Below are 23,215 nucleotides of genomic sequence, written 5' to 3'. Positions count from 1 at the left end.
GGACAGGGCGCGAATAGCGCTGTCCGGCAACGCTCTATCATCAGAACTTCATTGATCCTTGCAGGTACAGCGTGCGCGGCTGACCGGCGTAAAGCCCTTTGTTGTTATCGTCGTACGAGCGGGTGTAATACGCATGGTCGAAGATGTTTTTCACCCCCAGCGCGAGGTTGAGATTGGCCATCTGCGGGCCAAAGTCATAGGCCACGCGAGCGCCCCACAGCATATAGCCGGGAATGCGGCCGGTGCTGCCATCGGCGCTTTCGGCAACGGTATTGGCGTTATCGGCAAACTGGCTCGACTGGAAGTCGCCGTTGAGGTTAAACGTCCAGCTGCCGGGCTTGTAATCGACGCCAAAGGTGCCTTTGTGCTTCGGCGAGAAGGGAACCTGGTTACCGTAGGTATCGCCTTTCTCGCGAATTTCAGCATTGACGTACGCATAGCTGGCGTAGACAGAGAGATTATCAAGCGCGGGTGAAAGCTCGCCGAGGGCGTAACGGGTTTGCGCTTCCAGGCCGCTATGACGGGTTTTACCGCGGGCGGTGACCGTGTCATTGGTCTGGTTGGAATCGTACTGATTGTTGAAGTTAATCAGGAACAGCCCCATCTCTGCGGTCAGCGCGCCGTCATCGTAGCGGGTGCCGACTTCCCAGGTTCGCGCTTTTTCCGGTTCCACATTGCCGCTTTGCACAGCCTTGCCAATCTGGCTGTACTGTACGGTGCCGAATGAGCCTTCTGTGTTGGCATAAAGATTCCAGCTGTCGGTGAGGTGATAAAGAACATTCAGCGCCGGGAGCGGGGCGTTATAGCTGACCCGTTCGCGGGTGCCCAGCAGATTATTGTCCTGATAAGACTCAATGTGCTCAAAGCGCATACCTGGCGTAATCGTCCAGTTGCCGATATCCACGCGATCGTCGATATACCAGGCGTGGGCTTCGGTGCCGGAACGGGTATCGCGATCGTACGGACTGGCGGTGCTGGGCAGCTCGCCGCTGGTGGTCGCGGTGTAGTAACGCATCTCGTGGGTCGATTCGTTGACGTAGCGATAGCCGATGCCGACTTCGTGGGCGGATGGGCCGATCATAAAGCTTTGGCTGTAGCGCGGCTCGATGCCGCGGACCCAATATTCGCGCGGGGAGAGGGTAATGCGCTTACCCTGTTCCAAGTAGCCGCTGCGCAGGGTATGGGTATAGAACCCCTGAATATTAAATTTATGCTGCGCATCCGGCTGGTACTGGTAGCCGAGGCTGGCGAGCTGGCGGCGCCCCCAAAAGCGGTCATAAGGACGCGTGGACTGCCAGCGGTCGGCGTTGTAGTCGGCACGGGAGAGGCCGCCGGGCATATCGGCTTCGCCGTCATAGTATTGCAGCAGGCTGTTAAAGGTATGGACTTCGTTGGGCGCGTATTTGCTTTTCAGCATCACATCATCAATCCGCGTGGCGCTGTGTTCGCGCCAGTCGCTGCCCCGGGTGCCGGAGTAAAGCAGGGCGGATCCGAAACCGTTGTCCGCCGTGCCGCCGATCGCGAGGTTATGCGTCTCTTTCGGGTTGTTTTGCGAAGAGATGGGGCTGAGCTGCCCTTCAATGCCGCCCTGAATGCCAAAATCCTCGGGGATGGCGCGGGTGACGAAGTTCACCACGCCGCCGACGCTCTGCGGCCCGTAGCGCACCGCGCCGCCGCCGCGCACGACATCGATGGCGTCCATATTGCCGAGCGAGACCGGCGCCAGCGAAAGCTGCGGCTGGCCGTAGGGGGCAAAGGGAACCGGGATACCGTCCATCAGCACCGTGGAACGGCTGGCAAGCCGCGGGTTGAGGCCACGAATACCGAAGTTCATCGCCAGGTCGTGACTGCCGGTGCCGGTATTTTCCGGCGCGTTGACGCCGGGGATCCGGTTCAGCACTTCGCGCATCGTGGCGGCGCCGGTTTTGGCGAAATCCTCCCGACGGATCACGTCGCGGGCGCCGGCGTGCTCAAAGACATCATTTTCGCGCGCGTCGCCAAGCCAGTCCCCGACGACGGTTAGGGTGGATTCTGCACTGACGGACGCGGGATCCAGCTCCAGGGTCCAGACGTTCTTGCCCAGCGGCTTGAGCCGTAATCCGCTGCCGTTCAGCAGCCTGCGTAAACCCTCTTCGGTTTCAAAGCTGCCGTGCAGGCCCGGACTATGCTTGCCGCGCGTCAGGCTGGCGTCGGCGGAAAGCGTGATACCGCTGCGGGCGGCATATTGGTTCAGGGCGTGATCTAACTCCCCGGCGGCAATATCATACTGCGCGGCGGCGAATACCGGCGCGGCAGCCAGCCCCGCTAGCGGCAGCAGGCTTAAACGGATTGCCATCACCAGAGGCATCGGTTTGCGTAAAACGCGTAAAGGCGTCATCTCTTCTCCACCATCGTTTTTGGTTATATTCATCAGATAAGTCGAACGAGCAGGGGAAAAGGGATAATAGAGAATGAGAATTTTTTCGATTTCTTTTCTCAGGCCGGAACGAGCGTGACCCAGTAGCGGGTGACAGACCGCAATGTAATCGGCAGCGTTTGCGCGATAACCTGCAGAATGGCATCAGGGTCGCCCAGCGGAAAGGTGCCGCTCAGGCGTAAATCGGCCACGGCGGGATCGCAGCGCAGCACCCCGGAGCGATAGCGGGCGAGGGTTTCGACCACTTCGCTCAGCGGGGCGTCGTGGAAGGTCAGCACGCCCCGGATCCAGCTATCCTCGCCGCCGTTGAGCTTAACCAGGGCGGCGAAGCGATCGCGGGTAAACCACAGGCTTTCCCCGGCGTTAACGCGTTGGGCGCTGCCGGACGGTAAAACCACTTCTACGGCATGCTGCTGTACCGCCAGCCGGGTGCCGCCGGCAAACTGACGGACGGTGAATTCGGTCCCGAGCGCGGTGAGAGTGCCTTCCCGCGTTTGCACCCGAAAAGGCCGCTGCCGGCTGTCGTGAGCGGTCCTGATGGCGATTTCGCCGTAGCGTAAATGAACCATGCGCTGCCGCGCGTCAAAACGGACGTCGGCGGCACTTTCGCTATTCAGCGTCAGCAGCGAACCGTCGGCAAGCCGCTGCGGGCGCGGTATCCCTTTCGCCGTCCGGTAGTCGGCGCGGAGGCCCTCCGCCAGCTCGGACTCCCAGAGCCGCCAGCTGCCTCCGGCCGCCAGCAAAAGCATCAGCCCTTTCAGCACGTGGCGACGCGCCAGACGGCTATCGTGAAGAGCACGGCTGGCCAGCCCGCCCGGCAGTTGCCCCATCTGCTGACGCAGGTTTTCTACCTGCTGCCACGCCCACTGATTTTCGTTGTTTTGCTCATACCACTGCTGCCAGCGGGCCTCCTGCTGCGGACTGACGCGCCCATCGCTGAGGACTGCGTACCAGTGCGAGGCGGAACGCAGCGCCTGACGACGGGATTCGCTTAGCGTCGGTTTCACAGGCCATTCTCCAGACGGAACAGCAGGCAGTGCTCGGTGGCTTTCGCGATATATTTCTTAACCGAACTGACGGAAACCGCCAGGCGGCTGGCGATATCGGCGTAGGTCAGCCCTTCAAGCTGCGAGAGCAAAAACGCTTCCCGGGCTTTTGCGTTAAGCCCGTCCAGCATGGCATCGATCTGCTGTAACAGTTCGAGCTGGCTCTGCCGTAGCTCCGGTGAGGGAGAGAGCTCTGGCGGTAGCTGAGAGAGCATGTCGAGCCAGGCGCGCTCCAGGGCGTTGCGGCGGAACAGGTCGATCATCACCCGTTTAGCAATCGTGCAGAGAAAAGATTTTGGATCGCGAATCGTCAACAGCGACTCGCCGGCCATAATTCGGACAAAGGTGTCCTGCGCTACGTCGTCGGCGTCATAAGCGGATTGCAGCTTATGGGTAAGCCATTTTTTCAGCCAGCCATGATGGTCGCTATAGAGCGAGGCAAGCGTCAGCGGAGAGGCGATGGCGGAAGAAGGTGACATAGCCAGGTTCAGGAGAGTTGATCAATACGGCATATGTTAATATGAGAATGGTTATCATTTCAATAAAGCGCGGCAGGGATAAGGGCCATATAGACTCATAGTAACGATAAGTGATTGTTAAATATTGAATAGATTTTTCCCCTCATTGCATCATTTCTTTCCCTTTCTGCTTAATGCAAATAAAATTCATTATCATTATTCCCTCATTAACCTTAATGTTGTATTTATAATGCATTTTATGAGGAGTGAGGAAAGTCAAATGAACGCAAGCGAAAAAGCCGGACATACGTTTTTGGCAAGCCTGGGGAAAACCCGTTTACGCCCCGGCGGCATTGAAGCCACAGAGTGGCTATTTCAGCAGGCGGGTTTTACCGCCGACAGTAAAGTTCTGGAGGTAGCCTGTAATATGGGGACAACCTCTATTGAGCTGGCGCAGCGTTTTCACTGCAGCGTTTACGCCATCGATATGGATAAAGACGCGCTGGCGAAAGCCCGGCAAAATATCGTTCGCGAAGGTGTGGATCATCGGGTGATAGTGATGGAGGCGAATGCCGCTCGGCTGCCATTTGCCGATGCAACATTTGATATGGTGATAAATGAAGCGATGCTCACCATGTATGCGGATAAAGCCAAAGAGAAACTGGTGGCGGAATATTTTCGCGTTCTTAAGCCCGGCGGTCGTTTGCTGACGCACGATATCATGTATACGCAGGATGCGCTGGGAGAGGACGCCCGGCGGCAGCTGCAGGGGGTGGTGAAATCCCACGTCAGCCCGCTGAGCGCCGCCGCCTGGCAGACGCTTTTCCAACGGACCGGCTTTGATGCCGTAAGCATTCATCATGGACCGATGTCGCTGATGTCGCCGCGAGGGTTGATGAAAGATGAAGGTTTTAAACAGGCGCTAAAAATTGTCGGCAATGGTTTGTTGAAGCGCGAGAATCGTCCGAGATTTTTCTCTATGTTGCGTTTTTTTCAACGTCATAAAAGGCATTTGAACTTTATTGCCTGCTGTTCTGTTAAAGCAACGGAGGTAAAAAGTCTGAAATAACCCACCGGCGATATGGATAATTGTCGATAAATATTAATTATTGTCAGGAAAGTAAAATAAGCTGATTCTTATTTTAGTCATTTCTCTGACACTCATTTTTAATATTGCTATTTTATGTCAGTGAGGCTTATGGAAGATAAAGGAATAGCCTGTCCGCAAACGTTGTGAAAAGGATAACAGAAAGCAGAGGCTACCCCGACCTCATCTGGATGCAGCCGTACCTCGACGCGGCTTCAGCTGCGGCCTGCGGGTTACCACAGCGACGTTCTGGTTGGAAAAGACGCATACTTTATGTTGAATGATTAGCGCGTTAATCATTCTTGCGGTGGATATTTGAGGTTTATTATTCACTTTTTTATTTACATTTTGTTACAGGTGTGCTGGTATTGTGTTTTTTTATGTTGGCCTCTTTTTTTACTTGCCGGAGTGAATTTACCAGGATTATTATTGTCTGAACTGCTACACGTACCGCCTAATGACAGATGAAGGGACTCGTTTTTTCCTTAAGCGTTACCTCATGTTCTAATGTTTACAGGAAAAAACATGTCTTACGCTTTTAATAAAAAACTTCTTCATCCCCGTAATTGGGGGACCTGGTTTGGCCTGGGCGTGCTCTGGCTCATCGTCCAGCTTCCTTATCCCGTCTTGCATCTTATCGGTACCAGCGCCGGTCGCGCATCCCGGCGCTTCCTGAAACGCCGTGAGCATATCGCCAGACGCAATCTCGAACTTTGCTTTCCCACCATGTCGCCCGCGGCGCGCGAAAAGCTTATCGAACAGAACTTCATGTCGCTAGGGATGGGCCTGATTGAAACAGGGATGGCATGGTTCTGGAGCGATGAGCGCGTTAAGAAATGGTTTGACGTGGAAGGTATGGTCAATCTCAATAATGCTCTGAGCGAACAAAAAGGCGTGATGGTCGTTGGCGTCCACTTTATGTCGCTTGAACTGGGTGGCCGTACGATGGGGCTGTGTCGTCCGATGATGGCGACCTACCGTCCGCACAATAGCCCGTTAATGGAGTGGGTGCAGACGCGCGGTCGTTTGCGCTCGAACAAGGCGATGATTGACCGTCGTAATTTATCCGGTCTGGTACATGCCTTAAAGTCGGGTGAAGCGGTGTGGTTTGCGCCGGATCAGGACTACGGCCCGAAGGGGAGCGTATTTGCTCCGTTCTTCTCGGTACAGCAGGCAGCAACGACCAACGGTACCTACGTACTCTCTCGTTTGTCGGGCGCGAAAATGCTCACCATCAGCATGGTGCGTAAAGCGGACCGCAGAGGTTATAGCCTGCACATCAGCGACGTCATGAGCGACTATCCTGGCGAAGATAAACAGGATGCGGCAAGCTATATCAACAAGGTTATTGAGAAAGAGATCCTGCGCGCGCCGGAGCAATACCTGTGGGTTCACCGCCGCTTTAAAACCCGTCCGCTGGGCGAAACTTCGCTCTATTAAGCCCTCCGCACTCGCGGCGCTTTCAAAATGGTCCCGGTTGCGTTAACGTGCGCGGGATCATATTTTTTGTTGTAAGCGAAGGAGTGCGTTGTGTTCGCTGAGTTTGGTGTATTGAATTACCTGACCTATCTGGTCGGCGCTATCTTTATCATCCTGGTTCCCGGCCCGAATACCTTTTTTGTCCTCAAGACCGGCATCGCCCACGGCGTTAAAAAAGGGTATCTGGCGGCGGCAGGCGTGTTTATTGGCGATGCGGTGCTGATGTTTCTGGCTTTTGCCGGCGTCGCGACGCTCATCAAGACTACGCCGGTGCTGTTCAATATCGTGCGTTACCTGGGGGCGATTTATCTGCTGTGGATGGGCGGCAAGATGCTCTACGCGGTGTTAACCCAGCGTGATGGTCATTCGTCTGCTGATTCCGAGCCGGGCAGCGCGATTCTCAAACGTTCGCTGACCCTTAGCCTGACGAATCCAAAAGCGATTCTTTTTTATGTCTCATTCTTCGTGCAGTTTATTGACGTCAGCGCCAAAACGCCCGGGCTGGCGTTCTTTATTCTGGCGCTGACCCTGGAGATAATCAGCTTCATCTATATGAGCTTTTTGATCCTCTCCGGCTCTTTCGTCACGCGTTACGTGAAGACGAAAAAGAAGCTGGCGAAAATCGGCAACAGTCTGATAGGCCTTGTGTTTGTCGGTTTTGCCGCCCGTCTGGCGACGCTCCAGTCGTAATCGTTGGGGGCCGGTACGCGGGACCGGCCCCATAGTGACTGTCACTGCCTCGTAACAAAATCCCTTCAATTTTGATTGCATTGGTGTTACATATACAGCCGATTATCGCTCAGAAAAAAGGGAACCCGGATGATTCTGCAGAAACTCACCAGCAATAAAAACAGCAAGAAGTTCTTTTTGTCGATCGCGGCGATCTTTGCCATCGCGCTTATCGTGGTTGGGCGCGCCACCTTTGGCGGCGTGGTGAGTGAATACAATATGCCGTATTCAGAATGGACGACGTCAATGTTCTTCCTGCAGGGGGCGATGGTCACGGTTTACAGCATTGTGTTTACGCTGCTGTTTTCCATCCCGCTGGGTTTCCTCTTTTTAGGTTCCGACCGCCGGGACTAATTTCATGCAATAAGGCGAACCGAAGTTCGCCTTATTATGTTTCCACGGCTATCGCCAGTCTCTGTCGTCATGATGATGGTGGCGGTGTTGATGGTGATAGCCTGGGTCGACAATACATCCCGATAACAGCGTGCAAAGCGCGAGAATCAACGGCAACACGATCGGTTTTTTCATTTCTCACTTCTCCAGTTAAATCCGTGCGCAAAAACGGGCATGCGCCATCGGCTGATGAGGTGAGTGTATGCTTTTAACTTATTGAGTAGATGAGATAATTCTGCAATCCTTGCCGGAAAGACGCGCGAATAATCCTGGATTTACCACCAGCCCAATTGCGTACCCGCCACGGCGACGATGGCGACAATAAGCATAATTATGGTGCTTTTTTTCATTACGCTCCGCCTGGTGCCGCATAGCCGCCGACAAAAAACCAGCCCAGAAAAACCACGGCAACGATAAAAATAGCCACCGGAAATAGAATACCCAGTCTCATTATTGAGCCCCTGTAAGTGCGAGTCGTGTCGACTATGATACGGGATTTCACCGTAGATTAGTCAATATGAAAAAAACGCCCCTGACGGCGAGACTGCTTATCCTGATACATCGCCTCATCGGCGGCGCGCAGCGCCAGTTCTACGTCGATCTGCCAGGGGTCGGCTTCAATCACCCCAAAACTGGCGCCGGGGTAGTTAATCCGGTGTTCGCCAAGGAAATAGATCCCCGCCAGCGCTTGACGTAACGCGGCGATATACTCCTGCTGGTCGGCTGAATCGGGACCCGGACCGACAATTAAAAACTCATCGCCGCCGAGACGGCCTACAATATCGCCGCTGCGCACGCGGGCGGCCAGGCGTTCTCCGATCTGAATCAAAAAGCTGTCGCCGCACGGGTGGCCGAATCGATCGTTGATTGCTTTGAAATCATCGAGATCGATAAAAATCAGCAGCACGCTGCGCTGCTGTTCCCGGGCCTGCGAAAACTGTGCGGCAAGATGCTTAAACAGCGAGCGGCGATTCGGCAAACCCGTAAGCTCGTCGGTATACGAATGCATCTCCAGCGCGACGTTAGCCGCCCGAAGCTGCTGTACCAGCGTCTCTTTCTCAACGTAATGGGAGATGAGGTTGGCAAACAGATTCATCACCTGCTCACCCTCAATGTTATAGGGCTGTCTTGCCCGGCTGGTGGCGCACAGCGTGCCGAATAATGAGCCGTCGGTCAGGCGCACGGGAATGCTGAAAAAGGTGGCGATCCCCAAATCCTGGGCGGCGAGACACGAACGCCAGCGCTCGGCAACATCGTTGCTAAAAATGCAGCGGTCGTCCAGCGCGCGTTTGCACAGCGAGTCGTTCCACGGGACGGAGAACCCTTCGGGGATCTGCATTTCGCTGCTGTTGTGCGCGTACATAATATGCTGGCGCTGCGCGTCGAAGTCGATACGAGTCAGGTAGGTAGATTCCATTCGGGTAACCAGCTCCAGCATCTCAAGCAGCTGTCGCACCAGGGTTTCGAGGGAGTGTTCATTAGCGAGCGTTTGCGACACGCGAGCGAGAATAAAATCGGACATGAGAAATACGGCTCCCGAATGCTAATCGTCACTACCAGCAAATGATGCTAAAAAACAATCAGCGCAGAATTAACAGAGATACACAAAATTTAACACATCTGGGGGGAGAATACCTGCATCCGCGGCGGGAAAAAAAGCCCCGTCGGGGGCGACGGGGAAAACTCATTGATTATGGAATGATCTGTTCTCTGGTCAATTCGAGAACAGGGCTACTCTACGATGCAAAAGTGCAGCTAAAATGGAGAAACCGTGGAGATTCAGGGTGAAAGACCGTTTTAATCGATTAAGGAGGGGAAATGAAGGGGATGATAGTCATGCTACCTCTGGCGCTTGCCGGATGCGCGCAGAGTCAGCCAGCGCAGCAAGCACACCCGATAGGGATGGCTAACCCGGCTTCGGTATACTGCCAGCAGCTGGGAGGGAAACAGGTTCCTGTCCAAAGCCCGCAGGGCGTGCGCACCGAGTGCAAGCTACCCAGTGGTGAAACGTTAGATGAATGGGCGCTCTGGCGGCGCGATCATCCGGCTAAGTCATAGCGCTTTCAGCCAGTCAGCCAGCACCTGGGCATGGTTTTGCCGGGTATTTTTCGCCGCGTAGAGCAGCGTCAGCGGCTGCTGCCTGGCAAGCGCGGCCATGCGCTCGCCTTCATCGCGGTGGGCTTCCAGCTCCCGGCGATAGCGCTGGCTAAAGTGGGCAAAATCAAGCGTCTCGCCGTGAAAAGCTTTACGCAAATCAGTCGATGGCGCCAGGATTTTGCACCACTCATCGTAATTCAGCGCCTCTTTTTTTATTCCGCGCGGCCACAGGCGGTCTACCAGTATCCGGTAGCCGTCGCTCGCTTCCTGCGGGTCATAAACCCGTTTACATTGAATCATCGTCACTCTCCCTCTGTTCCATCCAGGCAAGCAGCTGCGGCAACTGCTGCTCGGAAAATACCGTTATCCCGTATTCGCGAAGCAGGGCGGCGGCAACGCCGGCACCGGGTTTGCGCTGTCCGTTAAAGGTACCATCATAGATAAACTGACTGCCGCAGGTTGGGCTGCCGTCGGTGAGCAATGCTGCGGTACAGCCTTCCTCCTGCGCTGCTTTTAGCGCCAGCCAGGCGGCTAGCTGATAGCGCGCAGTGACGTCCTGGCCGTCACTTTCAACAATTTTCGCACGGTTTTGCATGACATCCGCTCCCTGCGCGCCAAGGATTTCCGCCGGTAGCCTGGGGATGGGCAATCCGGCAGCCAACTCCGGGCAGTGGGTGACCAGCCGCCCCTCGCTCTGCCAGCGAGACAGCGCGTTAGCCAGCCGGGCTTTGTGGCTGCCGTTATAGCGAACCTGAAAGCCCATCAGGCAGGCGCTAACCAAAATTTTGTCCTTCATCATGCATCCATAGCGATTTGTCTGCCCTATACCATAGCGCCAGTCAGGCTAAATTACCCGCGTTCAGAAGCAGACAAAATAAGGATTGTGTTCTGCCGTTGAGATCGCTAACCTGAGGCTCCTTGTGTTGCCTGATATTCGCTCTGACATAAGGATTCTGCTATGAACTCCCCCCTGCGTATTGCCCTGGTTGGTGATTACAACCCTGATGTAGTTGCCCATAAAGCGATTCCCCTGGCAATTGATGATGCCGCCGCCGTACTGGAGCTGCCGCTGCGTTATGACTGGCTGGCCACCAGCGAAATAAAGTCCGCTGACGATCTCGCTGATTACGATGCTATCTGGGTGGTTCCCGCCAGCCCCTATAAAAACGCCGAAGGCGCATTTATCGCTATACGCCACGCGCGGGAAAACAGCATTCCGTTCCTTGGCACCTGCGGAGGATTCCAGCACGCGATTATCGAATACGCGCGCAACGTTATGGGCTGGCGGGATGCCGCACATGCGGAAACCGATACCGAAGGCCGGATGGTTATCGCGCCGCTTAGCTGCTCGCTGGTAGAAAAGTCGGACAACATTGAACTGCGGGCCAATACGCTGATCTCTCGCGCCTATGGCCGCGACAGTATTGAAGAGGGTTACCACTGCAGCTACGGGATTGCCAGCGATTTTGCCCGCGAGCTGGAGCAGGGCGACCTGCGGGTTACGGGCTGGGATGATGACGGTGAGATTCGGGCGGTAGAACTGGTGACGCATCCGTTCTTTGTCGCCACGCTATTTCAGCACGAGCGCAATGCGCTGGAAGGCAGACCTGCGCCGCTGGTTCACGCGTTTTTACGCGCGGCAAGTCAGTGAGCGAACGCCCGGCGGCGGTTGCCGGGCGTCGATATCGCTAGCCGTTGATCTCCCGATCGCGACCGGCCAGCGCGCCAAATACCGCCATCGCAACGGAAATCAGCGCCACGGCGATCAGCGGGATATGCCAGTCGCCGTTGGCATCATGAATTTTTCCCATCACCGGCGGCCCGCAGGCGGCCAGCAGATAGCCCACCGCCTGCGCCATTCCCGACAGCGCGGCGGCCTGGTGCGCCGAGCTGGCGCGCAGCCCGATAAAGGTCAATCCCAGAATCATGGTCGCGCCGGAACCGAAGCCAAAGATAAGCGTCCACAGCACCGCCTGAGCGGGTAAAAACCATAAACCGAGCGCGCTGACTGCACACATCAGGGCGACCAGCACCGCAATGCCGCGCTGATCTTTCAGCCGATGCAGTATTAACGGGATCGCCAGCCCCGGCGCCGCGGTGGCCAACTGGAGCAGCCCGTGCAGGGAGCCCGCCTGCGCTTCGCTGTAGCCTATGCTTTGCAAAATGGCGGGCAGCCAGCCGATGATGACGTAGTAGACCAGCGAGTTAATCCCGAGAAACAGCGTCACCTGCCAGGCCAGCGCCGAGCGCCAGATCCCGCGGTTGTGGATGGCGCCCGACCCCGTCAGCGGCGCGGTGACTTGCCTGCGCGCCTGCGGTAGCCAGATAAACAGCGCCAGCAGCGGAAATGCCATCAGCATCAACAGCGCGCCGCGCCAGCCCAGTCCGGCGAGCGCCAGCGGAACGACCATTGCCGAACCCAGCGCCGCCGCGCCCCCCATGGTGAGAGAGTAAGCGCCGGTCATTTTGGCGACGTGCTGCGAGAAGTCACGTTTGATCAGTCCGGGCAGCAGAACGTTTCCCAGGGCGATGCCGCAGCCGATAATCGCGGTTCCGATAAACAGCAGCGAGACGAAGGGCAGGGAGCGCAGACCCACGCCGAGGCAAATCAGGATCATCGCCAGCAGCAGGCTACGTTCAATGCCGAATCGGCGGGCGACACCCGCCGCCAGCGGCGAGACCAGGCCAAAGGCCAGCAGCGGCAGGGTGGTTAACAGACCGGTTTGCGCGGTGGTGAGGCCATATTCGCTGCGAATGGCATCAAGCAGCGGCGCGGCGCCGGTAAAGGTGACCCGCAAGGTGGTGGCGATAAGCAGAATACCGGTAATCAATAGCAGATTACGGCGGCCGGCAGAAGGTGAAACAGAATTCATGGCTATCTCAAACAAGAATACGTGGCGCTTACCATAGCCTGTTTGCCGCCTGTTTAAATCAAGCTAAAATGACAGATTATCGCTAAAATCGGACAATATCATGATCGGACTCGGCCTGGACGGCTACGACCCGGACAGCGGCCACGAAGCGGCGGCGGCTTTTCGTATTCAGGTGGTCGCGGACGAGCAGTACATTCCGCGCCATCATCACCGTAAAGGTCAGCTCATCCTGGCGCTACACGGGGCGCTGACCTGCGAAGTGGAGAACGCGATGTGGATGGTGCCCCCGCAGTACGCGGTGTGGGTACCGGGACAGGTGCCGCACAGCAATCGCGCGACGCCGGAGGCGCAGGTCTGCTTTTTATTTATTGAACCCCACGCGGCGCCGATGCCGGATTTCTGCTGCACGCTAAAGATTTCGCCGCTGGTGCGCGAGCTTATCCTCGTTATGGCCGAGCGCGGCAGGGCCGAACTCGCTAAACCGGCAATGAACCGCCTGGTGCAGGTGCTGTTCGATGAACTCCCGCAGCAGCCGCAGGAGCACCTGCAGCTCCCGGTCTCCGGGCATCCAAAAATTCGTCAGATGGTGGACATGATGGCCGTCGACCCGGCCCGCTGGCAAACGCTGGCGCAGTGGGCGGCGGAGTTTGCCATGAGCGAACGCAATCTGGCGCGGCTGGTGGTGCGTGAGACGGGCTTAAGCTTTCGCCGCTGGCGACATCAGCTGCAGCTGATCCTCTCCCTGCAGATGCTGATCCGCGGGCAGACGGTACAGCAGACGGCGCAGAGCCTGGGCTATGACTCGACCACCGCCTTTATTACTATGTTTAAAAAGGGCCTCGGGCAAACCCCGGGGCGCTATCTTGCCAGCCTGGCTACGACTTCCCAATAAACAGCGAAATGATCCCGGCGGCGATCAGCGGGCCGACCGGGACGCCGCGGAAGAGGGCGACGCCGAGCACGGTGCCGACCAGCAGTCCGGCTACCAGCTGCGGCTGCGAGCCCATCAGCGCCACGCCGCGCCCGCCGAGCCAGGAAACAAAAACTCCCACGGCAATCGCCAGCAACGATTTCCAGTTCACGAAGGAGTGCAGCAGCGTAGAGGGCGGTAGCGTGCCGCTGGCAATGGGCGCCATCACGCCGATGGTGAGAATAATAATACCGATGGTCAGCCCTTGCTTTTCAATCCACGGAAAGAAGGCGTTGAGCGGGGTGACGCGGACGATAATTAATACCAGGATTGAAATAGCTACGGTGGTGTTATGGCTAATAAAGCCGAGCGCCGCCAGGCCCAGCAGTATTAACAGGGTGGTGTCGAGCATGTGCAGAGGTCCTTGCCAGAATATAAAAAAGAACAGCCCGTTTACTCTACGCATAATCGCGTAAGTAAACAGGTTTTTTATCGCAGACTCGCGATTTGAGGCATCTGCACGATCGATTTTCCCCCGCGGTACAATGCGCGCCCTGGCGCAGGAGAGGGAACAATCAGGCTTCGCGATGAAACGCGATCAGTTCCGGACGGGCAATACGCAGATAGTCGGCGGTATCAAGGATGATGGACTTATCAAGCTGCCCGGCGTTGAAGGCGATTTCCGGGAAGCGCTCAAACAGCAGCGGGTCGGCGACCAGGCGTAAAGAGGGGTGGAAGCTGAAAGGGGGAATGGCGCCAAAGACGCAGGCGGTCAGGGCGTCAACTTCCGCCGGACTGGCCAGAGAGGCTTTGCTGCCGCCGACGTATTCGGCCAGACGGGCTAAATCCGCCTGCAGATCGGCGGCAAGGATAGCCAGAACGTGCTGATTAACCCCATGTCCTTTAATTTTACATACCAGCGCTTTTGCTCCCTGACCCAGCGCGGTGCCGCGGATCTTCGACACGGCTTCACACTTTCCGACGGCTTCATGTTCCACGACCCGGTAACGGGCGTGGTCGCGGTTAAGCAGCGCCAACAGCTGCTGATGAATACTCACTTTTACCGGCGCGTTCATGTCGTTTTTTTCCTTAAAAATAAAACCTCAAGATTAATCCTCTCGCCCCGGGTAAGCGTGTTTTTTTTGCTTTTTATTTTCGTACAGCCGGGCATCCGCGATTTTCATGACGTCGGCCAGGCTATCCCCCGGCGCCATGCTGCAGGCCCCCCATGAGAAATTAACGCGCTGGTTAATGTCAATTTCCTTCAGGTGCTGGCGAATACGCTCGGGTATATTTTTCGCCTCCTGTTCCTCATAATCGATCAGTATCAGGAAGAACTCATCGCCGCCCAGCCGGATGCCGTAATCGCTTTTACGTATGGCGGCGGAAATGGACTGGGCGAGCAGCACGATGGCGCGGTCGCCTTCATCGTGTCCCCAGGTGTCATTAAGGTATTTTAGCCGGTCGCAGTCCAGCGCCATAAACACGATATTCACGCCTTGCTCGGTGAGCTTTTGCATACGCGATTCCAGCAGCGAGGAGAGAATTTTTCGGTTGTACAGACCGGTTAAAGAATCACTAATGTTTTCTTTAAAAACGTCGGTATACAGGCGAAAGTGCATGCGTACCAGGTGCAGCAGAACGCCGGTAGATATCAGGTAAAACAAAAATAGCTTCCAGGAGCTAAGCAGAAAATAGGACATATCCAGCGACAGCGAAATGTGCAGGTTTTCCGCCACCTGCTGGCTATGGTGGGCGTAGCTGAAAAAATGCGTGTTGCTGCGGTGAACGCGGATTTCAGACGTTGAGTCCGAGTCCGTTAAGGTGATGTCGAGATAGCGCCAGACCAGGGGGCGGTCGGTGGTATAGAGCAGCTTCTCAATATCGTGACGAGTGACGTCCACCATCACAATGCCCTTCAGCCGATCCCGATGATAGACCGGGGTTAAGAACGACAAAATATTCTGTCCGGTTAGCGCGTCAGCATAGATACTGGAAATTAGCGTACGCCCGCGAAGTAAACCGTTAAGACTGAACTGAGTGATGCCCAGTTTACTGTCGTGAAGAAAGTTCCAGTTATCAACGGGGCTGCTATTTATCTCAATCGGCGAATAGAAATACGCGTATTTATTGTCTAAATCGAGGTAATAGCGGAAGCGTTTATCGGATTTGAAGGTTGCCGAATTCAGCGCGGCGATAATATCGCTTTGGGCTATCGCGGCATCAAAAGCCTGCAGCGCCGGGAGATCGTTAATCCACGGCTCGCACGAAGGCTGGGTGGTACTGAGCGTACCGTGAAGCCCGGGGAAGGTATGCCCGGCGATATTGAGCCCGTATACGTTGCCATTGGTCTGCACGCCAGCGCAGGCCTGTTGGGCCTTTTCGGCAGTGGGGTGCGTATCCAGCTTTCGCGCGACCTGGGAGATAACCAGCTGATTTTGATATTTATCGTACAGAAAGGCGGATTCGCCCTTCTCGACGATGTAGCGCATGTATTCCGACATATCCCGATGGCTGGCGACTAATTCATACACCAGAAATGAAGATGTCAGGACAACCACCCCCGCAGAAATGAAATGTCGGAGTAATTTATTCTGTAATTTCATGATGATAATTTCGCCAGCACAATTAAGACAATTCTACCATGTGCGGCGCAGGGACGCCACGTTCGGTGGCAGGCAGACTGTTTATCTATCCAGTGCCGGAATCGGGCACCACCGCGCGGCAATGAAAATAAATAGTTTATTAAATATGAGGGCGCTAATGAATATTGCTGTCGTAAATATCCTGCAAAATCCATTTTTCACTCATTTTATCCTCAATGAAATATGCTGCAATGATGCTGCTATGGCTATCCTGGTGCAGCTACAAATGAAATAATGTTAATTATCAAGCGAACTTTTCTTATTTTTACCAGTCCTTAGCAGGGTTACAGACAGTACTATTGAAAGCGGCAATGAGGTTATCATGATGGAAAACGCAGCGGTGCAGGGAACCCCTCGAAAGTTTAAAAAAATAAGGGCGCTAAACAGGCGTCGAAATTATTTTTTTAAGAAAATACGCAATGATCTGCGAGTCTATATCGCTAAAGCGTTCTGGGATAGTCGCGCGCGCCGCGAAGCTGATTTAACCTCCGCGAAAACGGTGCTGTTAATGCGTAATGAAGGTGCGATCGGCGATGTAGTTGTTGATTCAGCGCTGGTTAAATGTCTTCACGAGGCGGGAATGACCGTTGACTTTCTGTTGACCAAATCCAATAGTCAGGTCATGCGCTATAATCCGCGCATTCGCCATATCTATGAGGCCGAGAATGTCGACTCGGCGGATTATTTGCACAAATTTACCCATAACGTTCCTCAGTCAGTTATTACTGAGCTTGCGAATAATAAGTACGATATTGTAATCGACCCGTCGTTGTTTGATATTCCGGTACACAGGATGCTGCTGTTACGACAGATAAAGCCCAGAGCGGTACTGGGTTTCAATAAGTGGCCTTCTATTAAACACTACAGCAAGTCTTTTGATTTTGACTGTGAAAACTGGCACGTCAGTAAGACATTTTCTTTTATCGCTGATTATCTGCAGCTGGATAAAAAATCTCTGCAATCTTATGATCTGCATATACCACAGGATATCTGCCAGCAGGTTCGTGATTATCTGGCGGCGCTCAACGGGCGTAACGTGGTGATTAATATTTTTGCCGGGCATCAGGACCGCAGCATGTCGCAGGCGCAGCTGGCAACGCTTCTGGCCAGGCTGTGTGAGGATTATCCGGACGTCAATATCATATTGCTCGATCATCGCAATGAAATCCGGATCCCCCTGCCGGAGAAGGTCTGCGTGAATCCGTTTAAAACGCTGCACCACTGCATGGCGCTTATCGCCGAGGCCGACTTAGTTATCTCGCCGGATACCTCGGTGGTCCATATGGCGGCGGCGTGGAAAAAACCGCTTATCGCGGTCTACAAAGATGTGCGGATGAATAATCGACTCTGGGCTCCGGGGTACGACAACGCGCGGCAGATTATCGTTAAATGCGGCAAGGTATACCAGCTGGAGAGCTTGCCCGACCTGATAATGTCGGAGATTGATCCCGTCACCCTGCAACAGGCGCGAGCCGGGTAAGGTGGGGTAAAAAAACAGCCAGCGTCTGTGCTGGCTGTCCGGAAAGGCTTAACCGTCCGCTTTTGAGGTTTGCTTATGAAACAGTTCACGGAACACCGGATAAATATCTTCCGGGTCGCGAATATGCTGCATAGCAAAGTTTTCGAAGGTTGACTGCAGGTGTTCATATTCCCGCCACAGCGTCTGGTGCGCGCGCCGGGTTATCTCGATATAGCTATAGTAGCGCACCACGGGCAGGATTTTCTTCGCCAGCAGTTCGTGACACAGCGGTGAATCGTCCGCCCAGTTATCGCCATCCGAAGCCTGCGCGGCGTAGATATTCCACTGCGCCGGGTCATAGCGCTCTTTGACCACTTCATCCATCAGCTTCAGGGCGCTGGAGACAATGGTGCCGCCGGTTTCTTGCGAATAGAAGAATTCGTGTTCGTCGACCTCTTTCGCCTGCGTATGGTGGCGGATATAAACCACATCAACGTTTTTATAGGTCCGGCTGAGGAACAGATACAGCAGGATGTAAAAGCGTTTTGCCATGTCCTTTGTCGCCTGGTCCATGGAGCCGGAAACGTCCATCAGGCAGAACATCACCGCCTGACTTGACGGTTCTGGCCGTTTTTCGTAGTTCTTGTAACGCAGATCGAAAGTGTCAATGAACGGCACGCGGTCAATTTTCGCCCGCAGTTCGGCTATCTCTTTACGCAGCCGCTCCTCTTCCAGCAGCTGCGCCGGTTCGCTTTTGCTAATGGTGTCCAGGTCTTCTTCCAGCGCGTGCAGTTCCCGGCGTTTACCGGCGGTCATCGCCGTGCGGCGCGCCAGCGAGTTTTGCAGCGAGCGAACGACGCTGATGTTAGCGGGCACACCGTTAGCGGTATAGCCCGCGCGATGGGTTTTATACTCCGTCAACTGACGCTGCTGGTTTTTCTTCAGGTTCGGCAGGGCGAGATCTTCAAAGAGCAGATCGAGATATTCGTCTTTCGAAATCTGAAAAACAAACTCATCCTGGCCTTCGCCGTCGGCGCTGGCCTGGCCCTGACCGCTGCCTCCACCGCCTCCGCCGCCCTGAGGGCGCTCAATGCGGTCATTCTGTACGAAGTGATCGTTACCCGGGTGTACGCGATTGCGCAGGCCGCCGCGCCCCTGATGAAACATCGGTTCGTTAATATCGTCCGTTGGGATGGAGACGGACTCTCCGCTCTGAATATCGGTTACCGAGCGCTTGTTTATGGCCTCGGAGATCGACTGTTTTATCTGCGCTTTATAGCGGCGCAGAAAGCGCTGCCGGTTGACGGCGCTTTTATTTTTCCCGTTCAGGCGTCGGTCTATGAACCAGGTCATATGCCCTCCTGTACTGCATTTGCCAACTTATGCCCCGGCCATTCAGGCGCCGAAATATGCCTGGCGCTGAATGTCATTGGGTCTTCGCAGTTATTATTAGCCCGGCAGCCGCTGCCTGCCGGGCTGGTCTATCAGGATGATTTACGTACCCGCAGATACCATTCGCACAGCAGGCGAACCTGCTTGCGGGTATAGCCTTTCTCCATCATGCGGTCGACAAAGTCATCGTGTTTTTTCTGCTCATCGGTTGACGTTTTGGTGTTGAAGGAAATCACCGGCAACAGCTCTTCGGTATTGGAGAACATTTTCTTCTCGATAACCGTGCGCAGTTTCTCGTAGCTGGTCCAGTTTGGATTACGCCCGCTGTTGTGCGCTCTGGCGCGCAGCACGAAGTTGACTATTTCATTACGGAAGTCTTTCGGGTTGCTGATCCCGGCGGGCTTCTCGATTTTCTCCAGTTCCGCATTCAGCGACTCGCGGTCAAACAGCTGGCCGGTATCCGGGTCGCGATACTCCTGATCCTGAATCCAGAAGTCAGCGTAGGTGACATAACGGTCAAAAATGTTCTGCCCGTACTCCGAGTAGGATTCAAGGTAGGCGGTCTGGATCTCTTTCCCGATAAACTCGGCGTATTTCGGGATCAGATAGCCTTTGAGGAACTCAAGGTAACGCTCTGACTGCTCCTGCGGGAACTGCTCGCGCTCGATCTGCTGCTCGAGGACGTAGAACAGATGCACCGGGTTGGCGGCGACTTCGGCATGGTCAAAGTTAAATACCCGCGACAGGATTTTGAACGCGAAGCGGGTAGACAGGCCGTTCATCCCTTCATCAACGCCGGCATAATCGCGATACTCCTGATAGGATTTCGCTTTCGGGTCGGTGTCTTTCAGGCTTTCGCCGTCATAGACGCGCATTTTTGAATAAATACTCGAGTTTTCCGGCTCTTTCAGGCGCGACAGAATGGAGAAGCGCGACAGCGTTTCCAGCGTGCCCGGCGCGCACGGCGCATGGGTCAGCTCGCTGTTGTTAAGCAGTTTTTCATAGATACGGATCTCTTCCGAGATACGCAGGCAATAAGGCACCTTGACGATATACACGCGGTCGAGGAAGGCCTCATTGTTTTTGTTATTACGGAAGGTCACCCATTCCGATTCGTTGGAGTGGGCGAGGATAATCCCGTTGAACGGCAGGGCGGAGATCCCTTCGGTACCGTTATAGTTGCCTTCCTGCGTCGCGGTCAGCAGCGGATGCAGCACCTTGATAGGCGCTTTAAACATCTCGACGAACTCCATCAGCCCCTGGTTGGCGCGGCACAGAGCGCCGGAGTAGCCGTAGGCATCCGGGTCATTCTGCGCGTAGTGTTCCAGTTTACGGATATCGACTTTACCGACCAGCGCCGAGATGTCCTGGTTGTTTTCGTCACCGGGCTCGGTTTTGGCGATGGCAATCTGCGCCAGGATTGACGGCCACACTTTCACCACGCGGAATTTCGTGATGTCGCCGCCGAATTCATGCAGACGCTTGGCCGCCCACGGCGACATAATCGTCCCCAGATAGCGGTTTGGAATGCCGTACTCTTTTTCGAGGATTTGCGCATCCTCCTGCGGGTTAAACAGACACAGCGGATGGTCGTTGACCGGGCTGCGCTCACCGTTTGCGCTGAGCACATAGATAGGGACGCGCTGCATCAAGGACTTCAGGCGTTCGGCAAGCGATGATTTACCGCCGCCCACGGGGCCCAGCAGATACAGAATCTGTTTCTTCTCTTCCAGCCCCTGAGCGGCGTGTTTTAAGTAAGAAACAATTTGCTCGATGGCATCTTCCATACCGTAAAACTCTTCAAAGGCCGGGTAGCGCGCGACGACCCGGTTTGAAAAGAGACGGGATAGCCTGGGTTCGAGGGCCGTATCGACCATGACCGGCTCACCGATGGCCATCAGCAATCTTTCTGCTGCGTTAGCATAAGCACTGCGATCTTGCCGACAGATGGTAAGAAACTCCTGCAGTGTGAACTCTTCGTCCTTGGCAGCTTCATAGCGCTGGCGATAGTGATCGAATATATTCATGGCATGCCGTCCTTTCGTTTTTAGCACAGGTTGAGAGCCGTTCATATGAATAGTGGGAGCCCCCGGAAGAGGTAAGCTGCACAGCGCTCTCTGAATCTCCAGCAACCCTTATGCCAGGTTGCCGAAGTCTCGGGATAACGTGCCCCGCATTTACTTCTTCTAAATTAAAGCGTAGATGCATTTGGAAAACTTGCATGGCGCAGAAAATCAATTTCAATGACTTATCAACAACTCATCCGGAAAAGCAGCGTCTCATTCGCACCTTGGGTTTCGCCGCGTCATGACGCTGTCATTCAGCTGTCAGCGGGTGGTCATCTGATGATGAGAATCTGGTGAATTCAGTGTAATGACTGGTAAAGAATTTGAGGCATGACGTATACAACGTTAAACTGCCTGCGCTAATAATTTGACAACAGGAATATGGATCGTGACTAAAATCAAACTTCTGGCACTTGGTGTGTTGATTGCGACTTCAGCATCCGCCGTACACGCTGAAGGGAAGTTCACTTTAGGGGCGGGTGTAGGCGTCGTTGAACATCCGTACAAGCAATATGATGCTGATGTTTACCCGGTGCCGGTGATTAATTACGAGAGCGATAACTTCTGGTTCCGCGGCCTGGGCGGTGGCCTCTACCTGTGGAATGATACCAACGATAAGCTCTCCGTGACCGCCTACTGGTCGCCGATGTACTTTAAGCCAGGCGACAGCGATAGCGAGCAGATGCGCCGTCTGGATAAACGTAAGTCCACGGTGATGGCAGGGCTTTCCTACGAACACTATACGCAGTACGGTTTCCTGCGCACCGCGCTGTCGGGGGACACCCTCGATAACAGCAACGGTATCGTGTGGGATCTGGCCTGGCTGTATCGCTATACCAACGGCAACCTGACGCTTACGCCGGGTATTGGCGTGGAGTGGAACAGCGACAACCAGAACGAGTACTACTACGGTGTTTCGAAGCATGAATCGAATCGCAGCGGCATGCGCAGCTACGATCCGGACAGCAGCTGGAACCCGTACCTCGAGCTGTCGGCTAACTATCGTTTCCTCGGCGACTGGAGCGTATACGGCGTGGCGCGCTATACCCGCCTGTCTGACGAAATTACCGATAGTCCGATGGTGGACAAATCCTGGAGCGGGCTGATTTCAACCGGGATCACTTACTCCTTCTGATAGTGCATTATTACAGTGCAATTTGTGCATCAAAACAGGGCGTAAAGCCCTGTTTTGCATTACGGTGGTGCAATCAAACACAGGAGCATGTCATGGCAGAAAGGACAATCCGTTTTGGCGAGCATTCAGCGGTTCCGCTCATAGGGCAGGGGACCTGGTTCATGGGCGAAAACCCGGCTCTGCGCGCGCAGGAGTCTGCTGCACTACGCGCGGGCATCGATCTTGGCCTGACGGTGATCGATACGGCGGAAATGTACGCCGACGGCGGCGCCGAAGAGGTTGTCGGCGAGGCCATTCGCGGGCAGCGCGAGCGCGTGGTGCTGGTGTCTAAAGTCTATCCGTGGAACGCTGGCGGTCGCAAAATAGCCAGCGCCTGCGAGGAGAGCCTGCGCCGCCTCAATACCGACTATCTGGATCTCTACCTGCTGCACTGGCGCGGGGACTATTCATTGCAGGAGACGGTTGCTGGCATGGACGCGCTCGTTGCGCAGGGAAAAATTCGCCGCTGGGGCGTATCAAACCTCGATTACGATGATATGCAGGAACTCTGGCAGGCGGACGGCGGCGAACAGTGCGCGACCAATCAGGTGCTCTACCATCTGGCCTCACGCGGTATTGAACATGACCTGCTGCCGTGGTGCCAGCAGCAGCGGCTGCCGGTGATGGCATATTGTCCGCTGGCTCAGGCCGGTCGACTGCGCAATGGACTTTTAAATCATACCGTTGTGAAAAATATTGCGCAGGAGCGGGGCGTAACCGCGGCGCAGATTCTGCTGGCGTGGGTGATAAGCCACCGGGGCGTAATGGCGATCCCGAAAGCGTCAAGCATTGAGCATGTCAGGCAAAATGCCGCGGTGCTGGATATTGTGCTGAACGATGAGGAGCTTGCGCTTCTGGATAACGCCTACCCGGCGCCGGCCAGAAAAACGCCGCTGGATATGGTCTGAACAAGCGTTAAAGAAAAGCCCCGACTTCGCGGGGCTTCAGCCGTCATTCGGCAGATGTGGCGCACACGCGGTTAACCCGTGGG

General features: G+C 55.1%; 25 protein-coding genes. 10 read left to right on the top strand and 15 right to left on the bottom strand.

The window, feature by feature from the left end; genetic code table 11:
- Positions 1 to 40: 40 nt before the first annotated feature.
- From fecA to fecI, 3 genes are all read right to left on the bottom strand, one after another.
- A complete protein-coding gene (gene fecA / locus MKleb_RS16160) occupies positions 41 to 2,377 on the bottom strand; it encodes a TonB-dependent Fe(3+) dicitrate receptor FecA (protein ID WP_025106938.1) in 2,337 nt (778 codons plus the stop codon).
- A 98-nt stretch (positions 2,378 to 2,475) separates the two neighbouring features.
- On the bottom strand, positions 2,476 to 3,423 hold the full coding sequence (fecR, locus tag MKleb_RS16155; RefSeq protein WP_025106939.1) for a ferric citrate uptake sigma factor regulator FecR: 948 nt from the start codon (positions 3,421 to 3,423) through the stop codon (positions 2,476 to 2,478).
- Positions 3,420 to 3,941 (bottom strand): ferric citrate uptake sigma factor FecI, encoded by a 522-nt coding sequence (gene fecI, locus MKleb_RS16150; protein WP_014838169.1) that lies wholly within the window; start codon positions 3,939 to 3,941, stop codon positions 3,420 to 3,422. The genes fecR and fecI overlap by 4 nt, the downstream gene beginning before the upstream one ends.
- A gap of 259 nt (positions 3,942 to 4,200) precedes the next feature.
- On the opposite strand from fecI, the gene MKleb_RS16145 reads away from it, so the two are divergent.
- From MKleb_RS16145 to MKleb_RS16130, 4 genes are all read left to right on the top strand, one after another.
- A complete protein-coding gene (locus tag MKleb_RS16145; protein WP_025106940.1) occupies positions 4,201 to 4,989 on the top strand; it encodes a class I SAM-dependent methyltransferase in 789 nt (262 codons plus the stop codon).
- Positions 4,990 to 5,532: 543 nt separating this feature from the next.
- Positions 5,533 to 6,447: a kdo(2)-lipid IV(A) palmitoleoyltransferase gene (gene lpxP, locus MKleb_RS16140; RefSeq protein ID WP_004138325.1), complete on the top strand. Its 915-nt coding sequence runs from the start codon at positions 5,533 to 5,535 to the stop codon at positions 6,445 to 6,447.
- 90 nt (positions 6,448 to 6,537) lie between these two features.
- Positions 6,538 to 7,176, top strand: a complete 639-nt coding sequence (leuE, locus tag MKleb_RS16135; RefSeq protein WP_025106941.1) for a leucine efflux protein LeuE — start codon at positions 6,538 to 6,540, stop codon at positions 7,174 to 7,176.
- Positions 7,177 to 7,305: 129 nt separating this feature from the next.
- Positions 7,306 to 7,569 (top strand): DUF2534 family protein, encoded by a 264-nt coding sequence (locus tag MKleb_RS16130; protein WP_004131510.1) that lies wholly within the window; start codon positions 7,306 to 7,308, stop codon positions 7,567 to 7,569.
- Positions 7,570 to 7,617: 48 nt separating this feature from the next.
- Here MKleb_RS16130 and MKleb_RS16125 read toward each other — a convergent pair whose 3' ends face one another.
- From MKleb_RS16125 to MKleb_RS16110, 4 genes are all read right to left on the bottom strand, one after another.
- A complete protein-coding gene (locus tag MKleb_RS16125; RefSeq protein WP_086074258.1) occupies positions 7,618 to 7,743 on the bottom strand; it encodes a hypothetical protein in 126 nt (41 codons plus the stop codon).
- A 140-nt stretch (positions 7,744 to 7,883) separates the two neighbouring features.
- A complete protein-coding gene (gene yoaJ / locus MKleb_RS30315; protein WP_100248259.1) occupies positions 7,884 to 7,958 on the bottom strand; it encodes a protein YoaJ in 75 nt (24 codons plus the stop codon).
- The gene (locus tag MKleb_RS16115; RefSeq protein ID WP_004101234.1) at positions 7,958 to 8,059 is read right to left on the bottom strand and encodes a YoaK family small membrane protein; all 102 of its coding nucleotides are present in this window, start codon (positions 8,057 to 8,059) and stop codon (positions 7,958 to 7,960) included. The genes yoaJ and MKleb_RS16115 overlap by 1 nt, the downstream gene beginning before the upstream one ends.
- A 57-nt stretch (positions 8,060 to 8,116) precedes the next feature.
- Positions 8,117 to 9,130: a sensor domain-containing diguanylate cyclase gene (locus tag MKleb_RS16110; RefSeq protein WP_025106942.1), complete on the bottom strand. Its 1,014-nt coding sequence runs from the start codon at positions 9,128 to 9,130 to the stop codon at positions 8,117 to 8,119.
- Between the two features lie 296 nt (positions 9,131 to 9,426).
- Between MKleb_RS16110 and MKleb_RS16105 the strand changes: the two genes are divergently transcribed.
- A complete protein-coding gene (locus MKleb_RS16105) occupies positions 9,427 to 9,666 on the top strand; it encodes a putative hemolysin (RefSeq protein WP_025106943.1) in 240 nt (79 codons plus the stop codon).
- Here MKleb_RS16105 and MKleb_RS16100 read toward each other — a convergent pair.
- Together MKleb_RS16100 and MKleb_RS16095 are read right to left on the bottom strand one after the other, a co-directional pair.
- Complete coding sequence (locus MKleb_RS16100; protein ID WP_217075996.1) at positions 9,661 to 10,005, bottom strand: DUF488 domain-containing protein; 345 nt, start codon at positions 10,003 to 10,005, stop codon at positions 9,661 to 9,663. The genes MKleb_RS16105 and MKleb_RS16100 overlap by 6 nt on opposite strands.
- Positions 9,992 to 10,501 carry a 2-thiouracil desulfurase family protein gene (locus tag MKleb_RS16095; RefSeq protein ID WP_014228941.1) on the bottom strand — a complete coding sequence of 170 codons (510 nt, stop codon included), beginning with the start codon at positions 10,499 to 10,501 and terminating at the stop codon, positions 9,992 to 9,994. The genes MKleb_RS16100 and MKleb_RS16095 overlap by 14 nt, the downstream gene beginning before the upstream one ends.
- A 162-nt stretch (positions 10,502 to 10,663) precedes the next feature.
- On the opposite strand from MKleb_RS16095, the gene MKleb_RS16090 reads away from it, so the two are divergent.
- On the top strand, positions 10,664 to 11,356 hold the full coding sequence (locus MKleb_RS16090; protein ID WP_025106945.1) for a CTP synthase C-terminal region-related (seleno)protein: 693 nt from the start codon (positions 10,664 to 10,666) through the stop codon (positions 11,354 to 11,356).
- A 37-nt stretch (positions 11,357 to 11,393) separates the two neighbouring features.
- Here the strand turns inward: MKleb_RS16090 and MKleb_RS16085 are convergent, their stop codons facing one another.
- Positions 11,394 to 12,578 (bottom strand): CynX/NimT family MFS transporter, encoded by a 1,185-nt coding sequence (locus MKleb_RS16085; RefSeq protein WP_025106946.1) that lies wholly within the window; start codon positions 12,576 to 12,578, stop codon positions 11,394 to 11,396.
- A 97-nt stretch (positions 12,579 to 12,675) separates the two neighbouring features.
- Here MKleb_RS16085 and MKleb_RS16080 point away from each other — a divergent pair, with 97 nt between their 5' ends.
- A complete protein-coding gene (locus tag MKleb_RS16080; protein ID WP_162557342.1) occupies positions 12,676 to 13,470 on the top strand; it encodes an AraC family transcriptional regulator in 795 nt (264 codons plus the stop codon).
- On the opposite strand, the gene MKleb_RS16075 is transcribed toward MKleb_RS16080, so the two are convergent.
- The 3 genes from MKleb_RS16075 to dgcJ all read right to left on the bottom strand — a co-directional run bounded on the left by MKleb_RS16075 (position 13,454) and on the right by dgcJ (position 16,094).
- On the bottom strand, positions 13,454 to 13,900 hold the full coding sequence (locus MKleb_RS16075) for a DUF441 domain-containing protein (protein ID WP_004138309.1): 447 nt from the start codon (positions 13,898 to 13,900) through the stop codon (positions 13,454 to 13,456). The two genes, MKleb_RS16080 and MKleb_RS16075, sit on opposite strands and share 17 nt — an antisense overlap.
- Before the next feature lie 163 nt (positions 13,901 to 14,063).
- The gene (locus MKleb_RS16070; RefSeq protein WP_004850011.1) at positions 14,064 to 14,564 is read right to left on the bottom strand and encodes a YbaK/prolyl-tRNA synthetase associated domain-containing protein; all 501 of its coding nucleotides are present in this window, start codon (positions 14,562 to 14,564) and stop codon (positions 14,064 to 14,066) included.
- A gap of 33 nt (positions 14,565 to 14,597) precedes the next feature.
- Entirely contained in the window at positions 14,598 to 16,094 is a 1,497-nt protein-coding gene (dgcJ, locus tag MKleb_RS16065) for a diguanylate cyclase DgcJ (protein ID WP_025106948.1), read from the bottom strand.
- Between the two features lie 361 nt (positions 16,095 to 16,455).
- Between dgcJ and MKleb_RS16060 the strand changes: the two genes are divergently transcribed.
- Positions 16,456 to 17,613: a glycosyltransferase family 9 protein gene (locus MKleb_RS16060; protein ID WP_004850015.1), complete on the top strand. Its 1,158-nt coding sequence runs from the start codon at positions 16,456 to 16,458 to the stop codon at positions 17,611 to 17,613.
- Between the two features lie 48 nt (positions 17,614 to 17,661).
- Here the strand turns inward: MKleb_RS16060 and MKleb_RS16055 are convergent, their stop codons facing one another.
- Both MKleb_RS16055 and yeaG read right to left on the bottom strand, forming a co-directional pair.
- The gene (locus tag MKleb_RS16055; protein WP_004138302.1) at positions 17,662 to 18,945 is read right to left on the bottom strand and encodes a YeaH/YhbH family protein; all 1,284 of its coding nucleotides are present in this window, start codon (positions 18,943 to 18,945) and stop codon (positions 17,662 to 17,664) included.
- Between the two features lie 131 nt (positions 18,946 to 19,076).
- Positions 19,077 to 21,011, bottom strand: a complete 1,935-nt coding sequence (gene yeaG, locus MKleb_RS16050) for a protein kinase YeaG (RefSeq protein WP_004121478.1) — start codon at positions 21,009 to 21,011, stop codon at positions 19,077 to 19,079.
- 427 nt (positions 21,012 to 21,438) lie between these two features.
- On the opposite strand from yeaG, the gene MKleb_RS16045 reads away from it, so the two are divergent.
- Together MKleb_RS16045 and MKleb_RS16040 are read left to right on the top strand one after the other, a co-directional pair.
- Positions 21,439 to 22,185 carry a MipA/OmpV family protein gene (locus MKleb_RS16045; RefSeq protein ID WP_004850021.1) on the top strand — a complete coding sequence of 249 codons (747 nt, stop codon included), beginning with the start codon at positions 21,439 to 21,441 and terminating at the stop codon, positions 22,183 to 22,185.
- Between the two features lie 92 nt (positions 22,186 to 22,277).
- Complete coding sequence (locus tag MKleb_RS16040; RefSeq protein ID WP_049070251.1) at positions 22,278 to 23,132, top strand: aldo/keto reductase; 855 nt, start codon at positions 22,278 to 22,280, stop codon at positions 23,130 to 23,132.
- Positions 23,133 to 23,215 lie beyond the last annotated feature (83 nt).

This window comes from Klebsiella sp. PL-2018 (genome assembly GCF_019048985.1).
Taxonomy (GTDB): domain Bacteria; phylum Pseudomonadota; class Gammaproteobacteria; order Enterobacterales; family Enterobacteriaceae; genus Klebsiella; species Klebsiella michiganensis.
This window is presented reverse-complemented; position numbering and strand designations above follow the sequence as displayed.

Coding starts and splice junctions, on each gene's coding strand:
- MKleb_RS16085 (WP_025106946.1), bottom strand. CDS start 12,578: ATGAATTCTGTTTCACCTTCTGCCGGCCGCCGTAATCTGCTATTGATT.
- yeaG (WP_004121478.1), bottom strand. CDS start 21,011: ATGAATATATTCGATCACTATCGCCAGCGCTATGAAGCTGCCAAGGAC.
- MKleb_RS16130 (WP_004131510.1), top strand. CDS start 7,306: ATGATTCTGCAGAAACTCACCAGCAATAAAAACAGCAAGAAGTTCTTT.
- MKleb_RS16055 (WP_004138302.1), bottom strand. CDS start 18,945: ATGACCTGGTTCATAGACCGACGCCTGAACGGGAAAAATAAAAGCGCC.
- fecI (WP_014838169.1), bottom strand. CDS start 3,941: ATGTCACCTTCTTCCGCCATCGCCTCTCCGCTGACGCTTGCCTCGCTC.
- MKleb_RS16115 (WP_004101234.1), bottom strand. CDS start 8,059: ATGAGACTGGGTATTCTATTTCCGGTGGCTATTTTTATCGTTGCCGTG.
- MKleb_RS16060 (WP_004850015.1), top strand. CDS start 16,456: ATGATGGAAAACGCAGCGGTGCAGGGAACCCCTCGAAAGTTTAAAAAA.
- MKleb_RS16095 (WP_014228941.1), bottom strand. CDS start 10,501: ATGAAGGACAAAATTTTGGTTAGCGCCTGCCTGATGGGCTTTCAGGTT.
- MKleb_RS16145 (WP_025106940.1), top strand. CDS start 4,201: ATGAACGCAAGCGAAAAAGCCGGACATACGTTTTTGGCAAGCCTGGGG.
- MKleb_RS16125 (WP_086074258.1), bottom strand. CDS start 7,743: ATGAAAAAACCGATCGTGTTGCCGTTGATTCTCGCGCTTTGCACGCTG.
- MKleb_RS16105 (WP_025106943.1), top strand. CDS start 9,427: ATGAAGGGGATGATAGTCATGCTACCTCTGGCGCTTGCCGGATGCGCG.
- fecA (WP_025106938.1), bottom strand. CDS start 2,377: ATGACGCCTTTACGCGTTTTACGCAAACCGATGCCTCTGGTGATGGCA.
- MKleb_RS16110 (WP_025106942.1), bottom strand. CDS start 9,130: ATGTCCGATTTTATTCTCGCTCGCGTGTCGCAAACGCTCGCTAATGAA.
- MKleb_RS16040 (WP_049070251.1), top strand. CDS start 22,278: ATGGCAGAAAGGACAATCCGTTTTGGCGAGCATTCAGCGGTTCCGCTC.
- MKleb_RS16075 (WP_004138309.1), bottom strand. CDS start 13,900: ATGCTCGACACCACCCTGTTAATACTGCTGGGCCTGGCGGCGCTCGGC.
- MKleb_RS16090 (WP_025106945.1), top strand. CDS start 10,664: ATGAACTCCCCCCTGCGTATTGCCCTGGTTGGTGATTACAACCCTGAT.
- MKleb_RS16070 (WP_004850011.1), bottom strand. CDS start 14,564: ATGAACGCGCCGGTAAAAGTGAGTATTCATCAGCAGCTGTTGGCGCTG.
- lpxP (WP_004138325.1), top strand. CDS start 5,533: ATGTCTTACGCTTTTAATAAAAAACTTCTTCATCCCCGTAATTGGGGG.
- dgcJ (WP_025106948.1), bottom strand. CDS start 16,094: ATGAAATTACAGAATAAATTACTCCGACATTTCATTTCTGCGGGGGTG.
- MKleb_RS16100 (WP_217075996.1), bottom strand. CDS start 10,005: ATGATTCAATGTAAACGGGTTTATGACCCGCAGGAAGCGAGCGACGGC.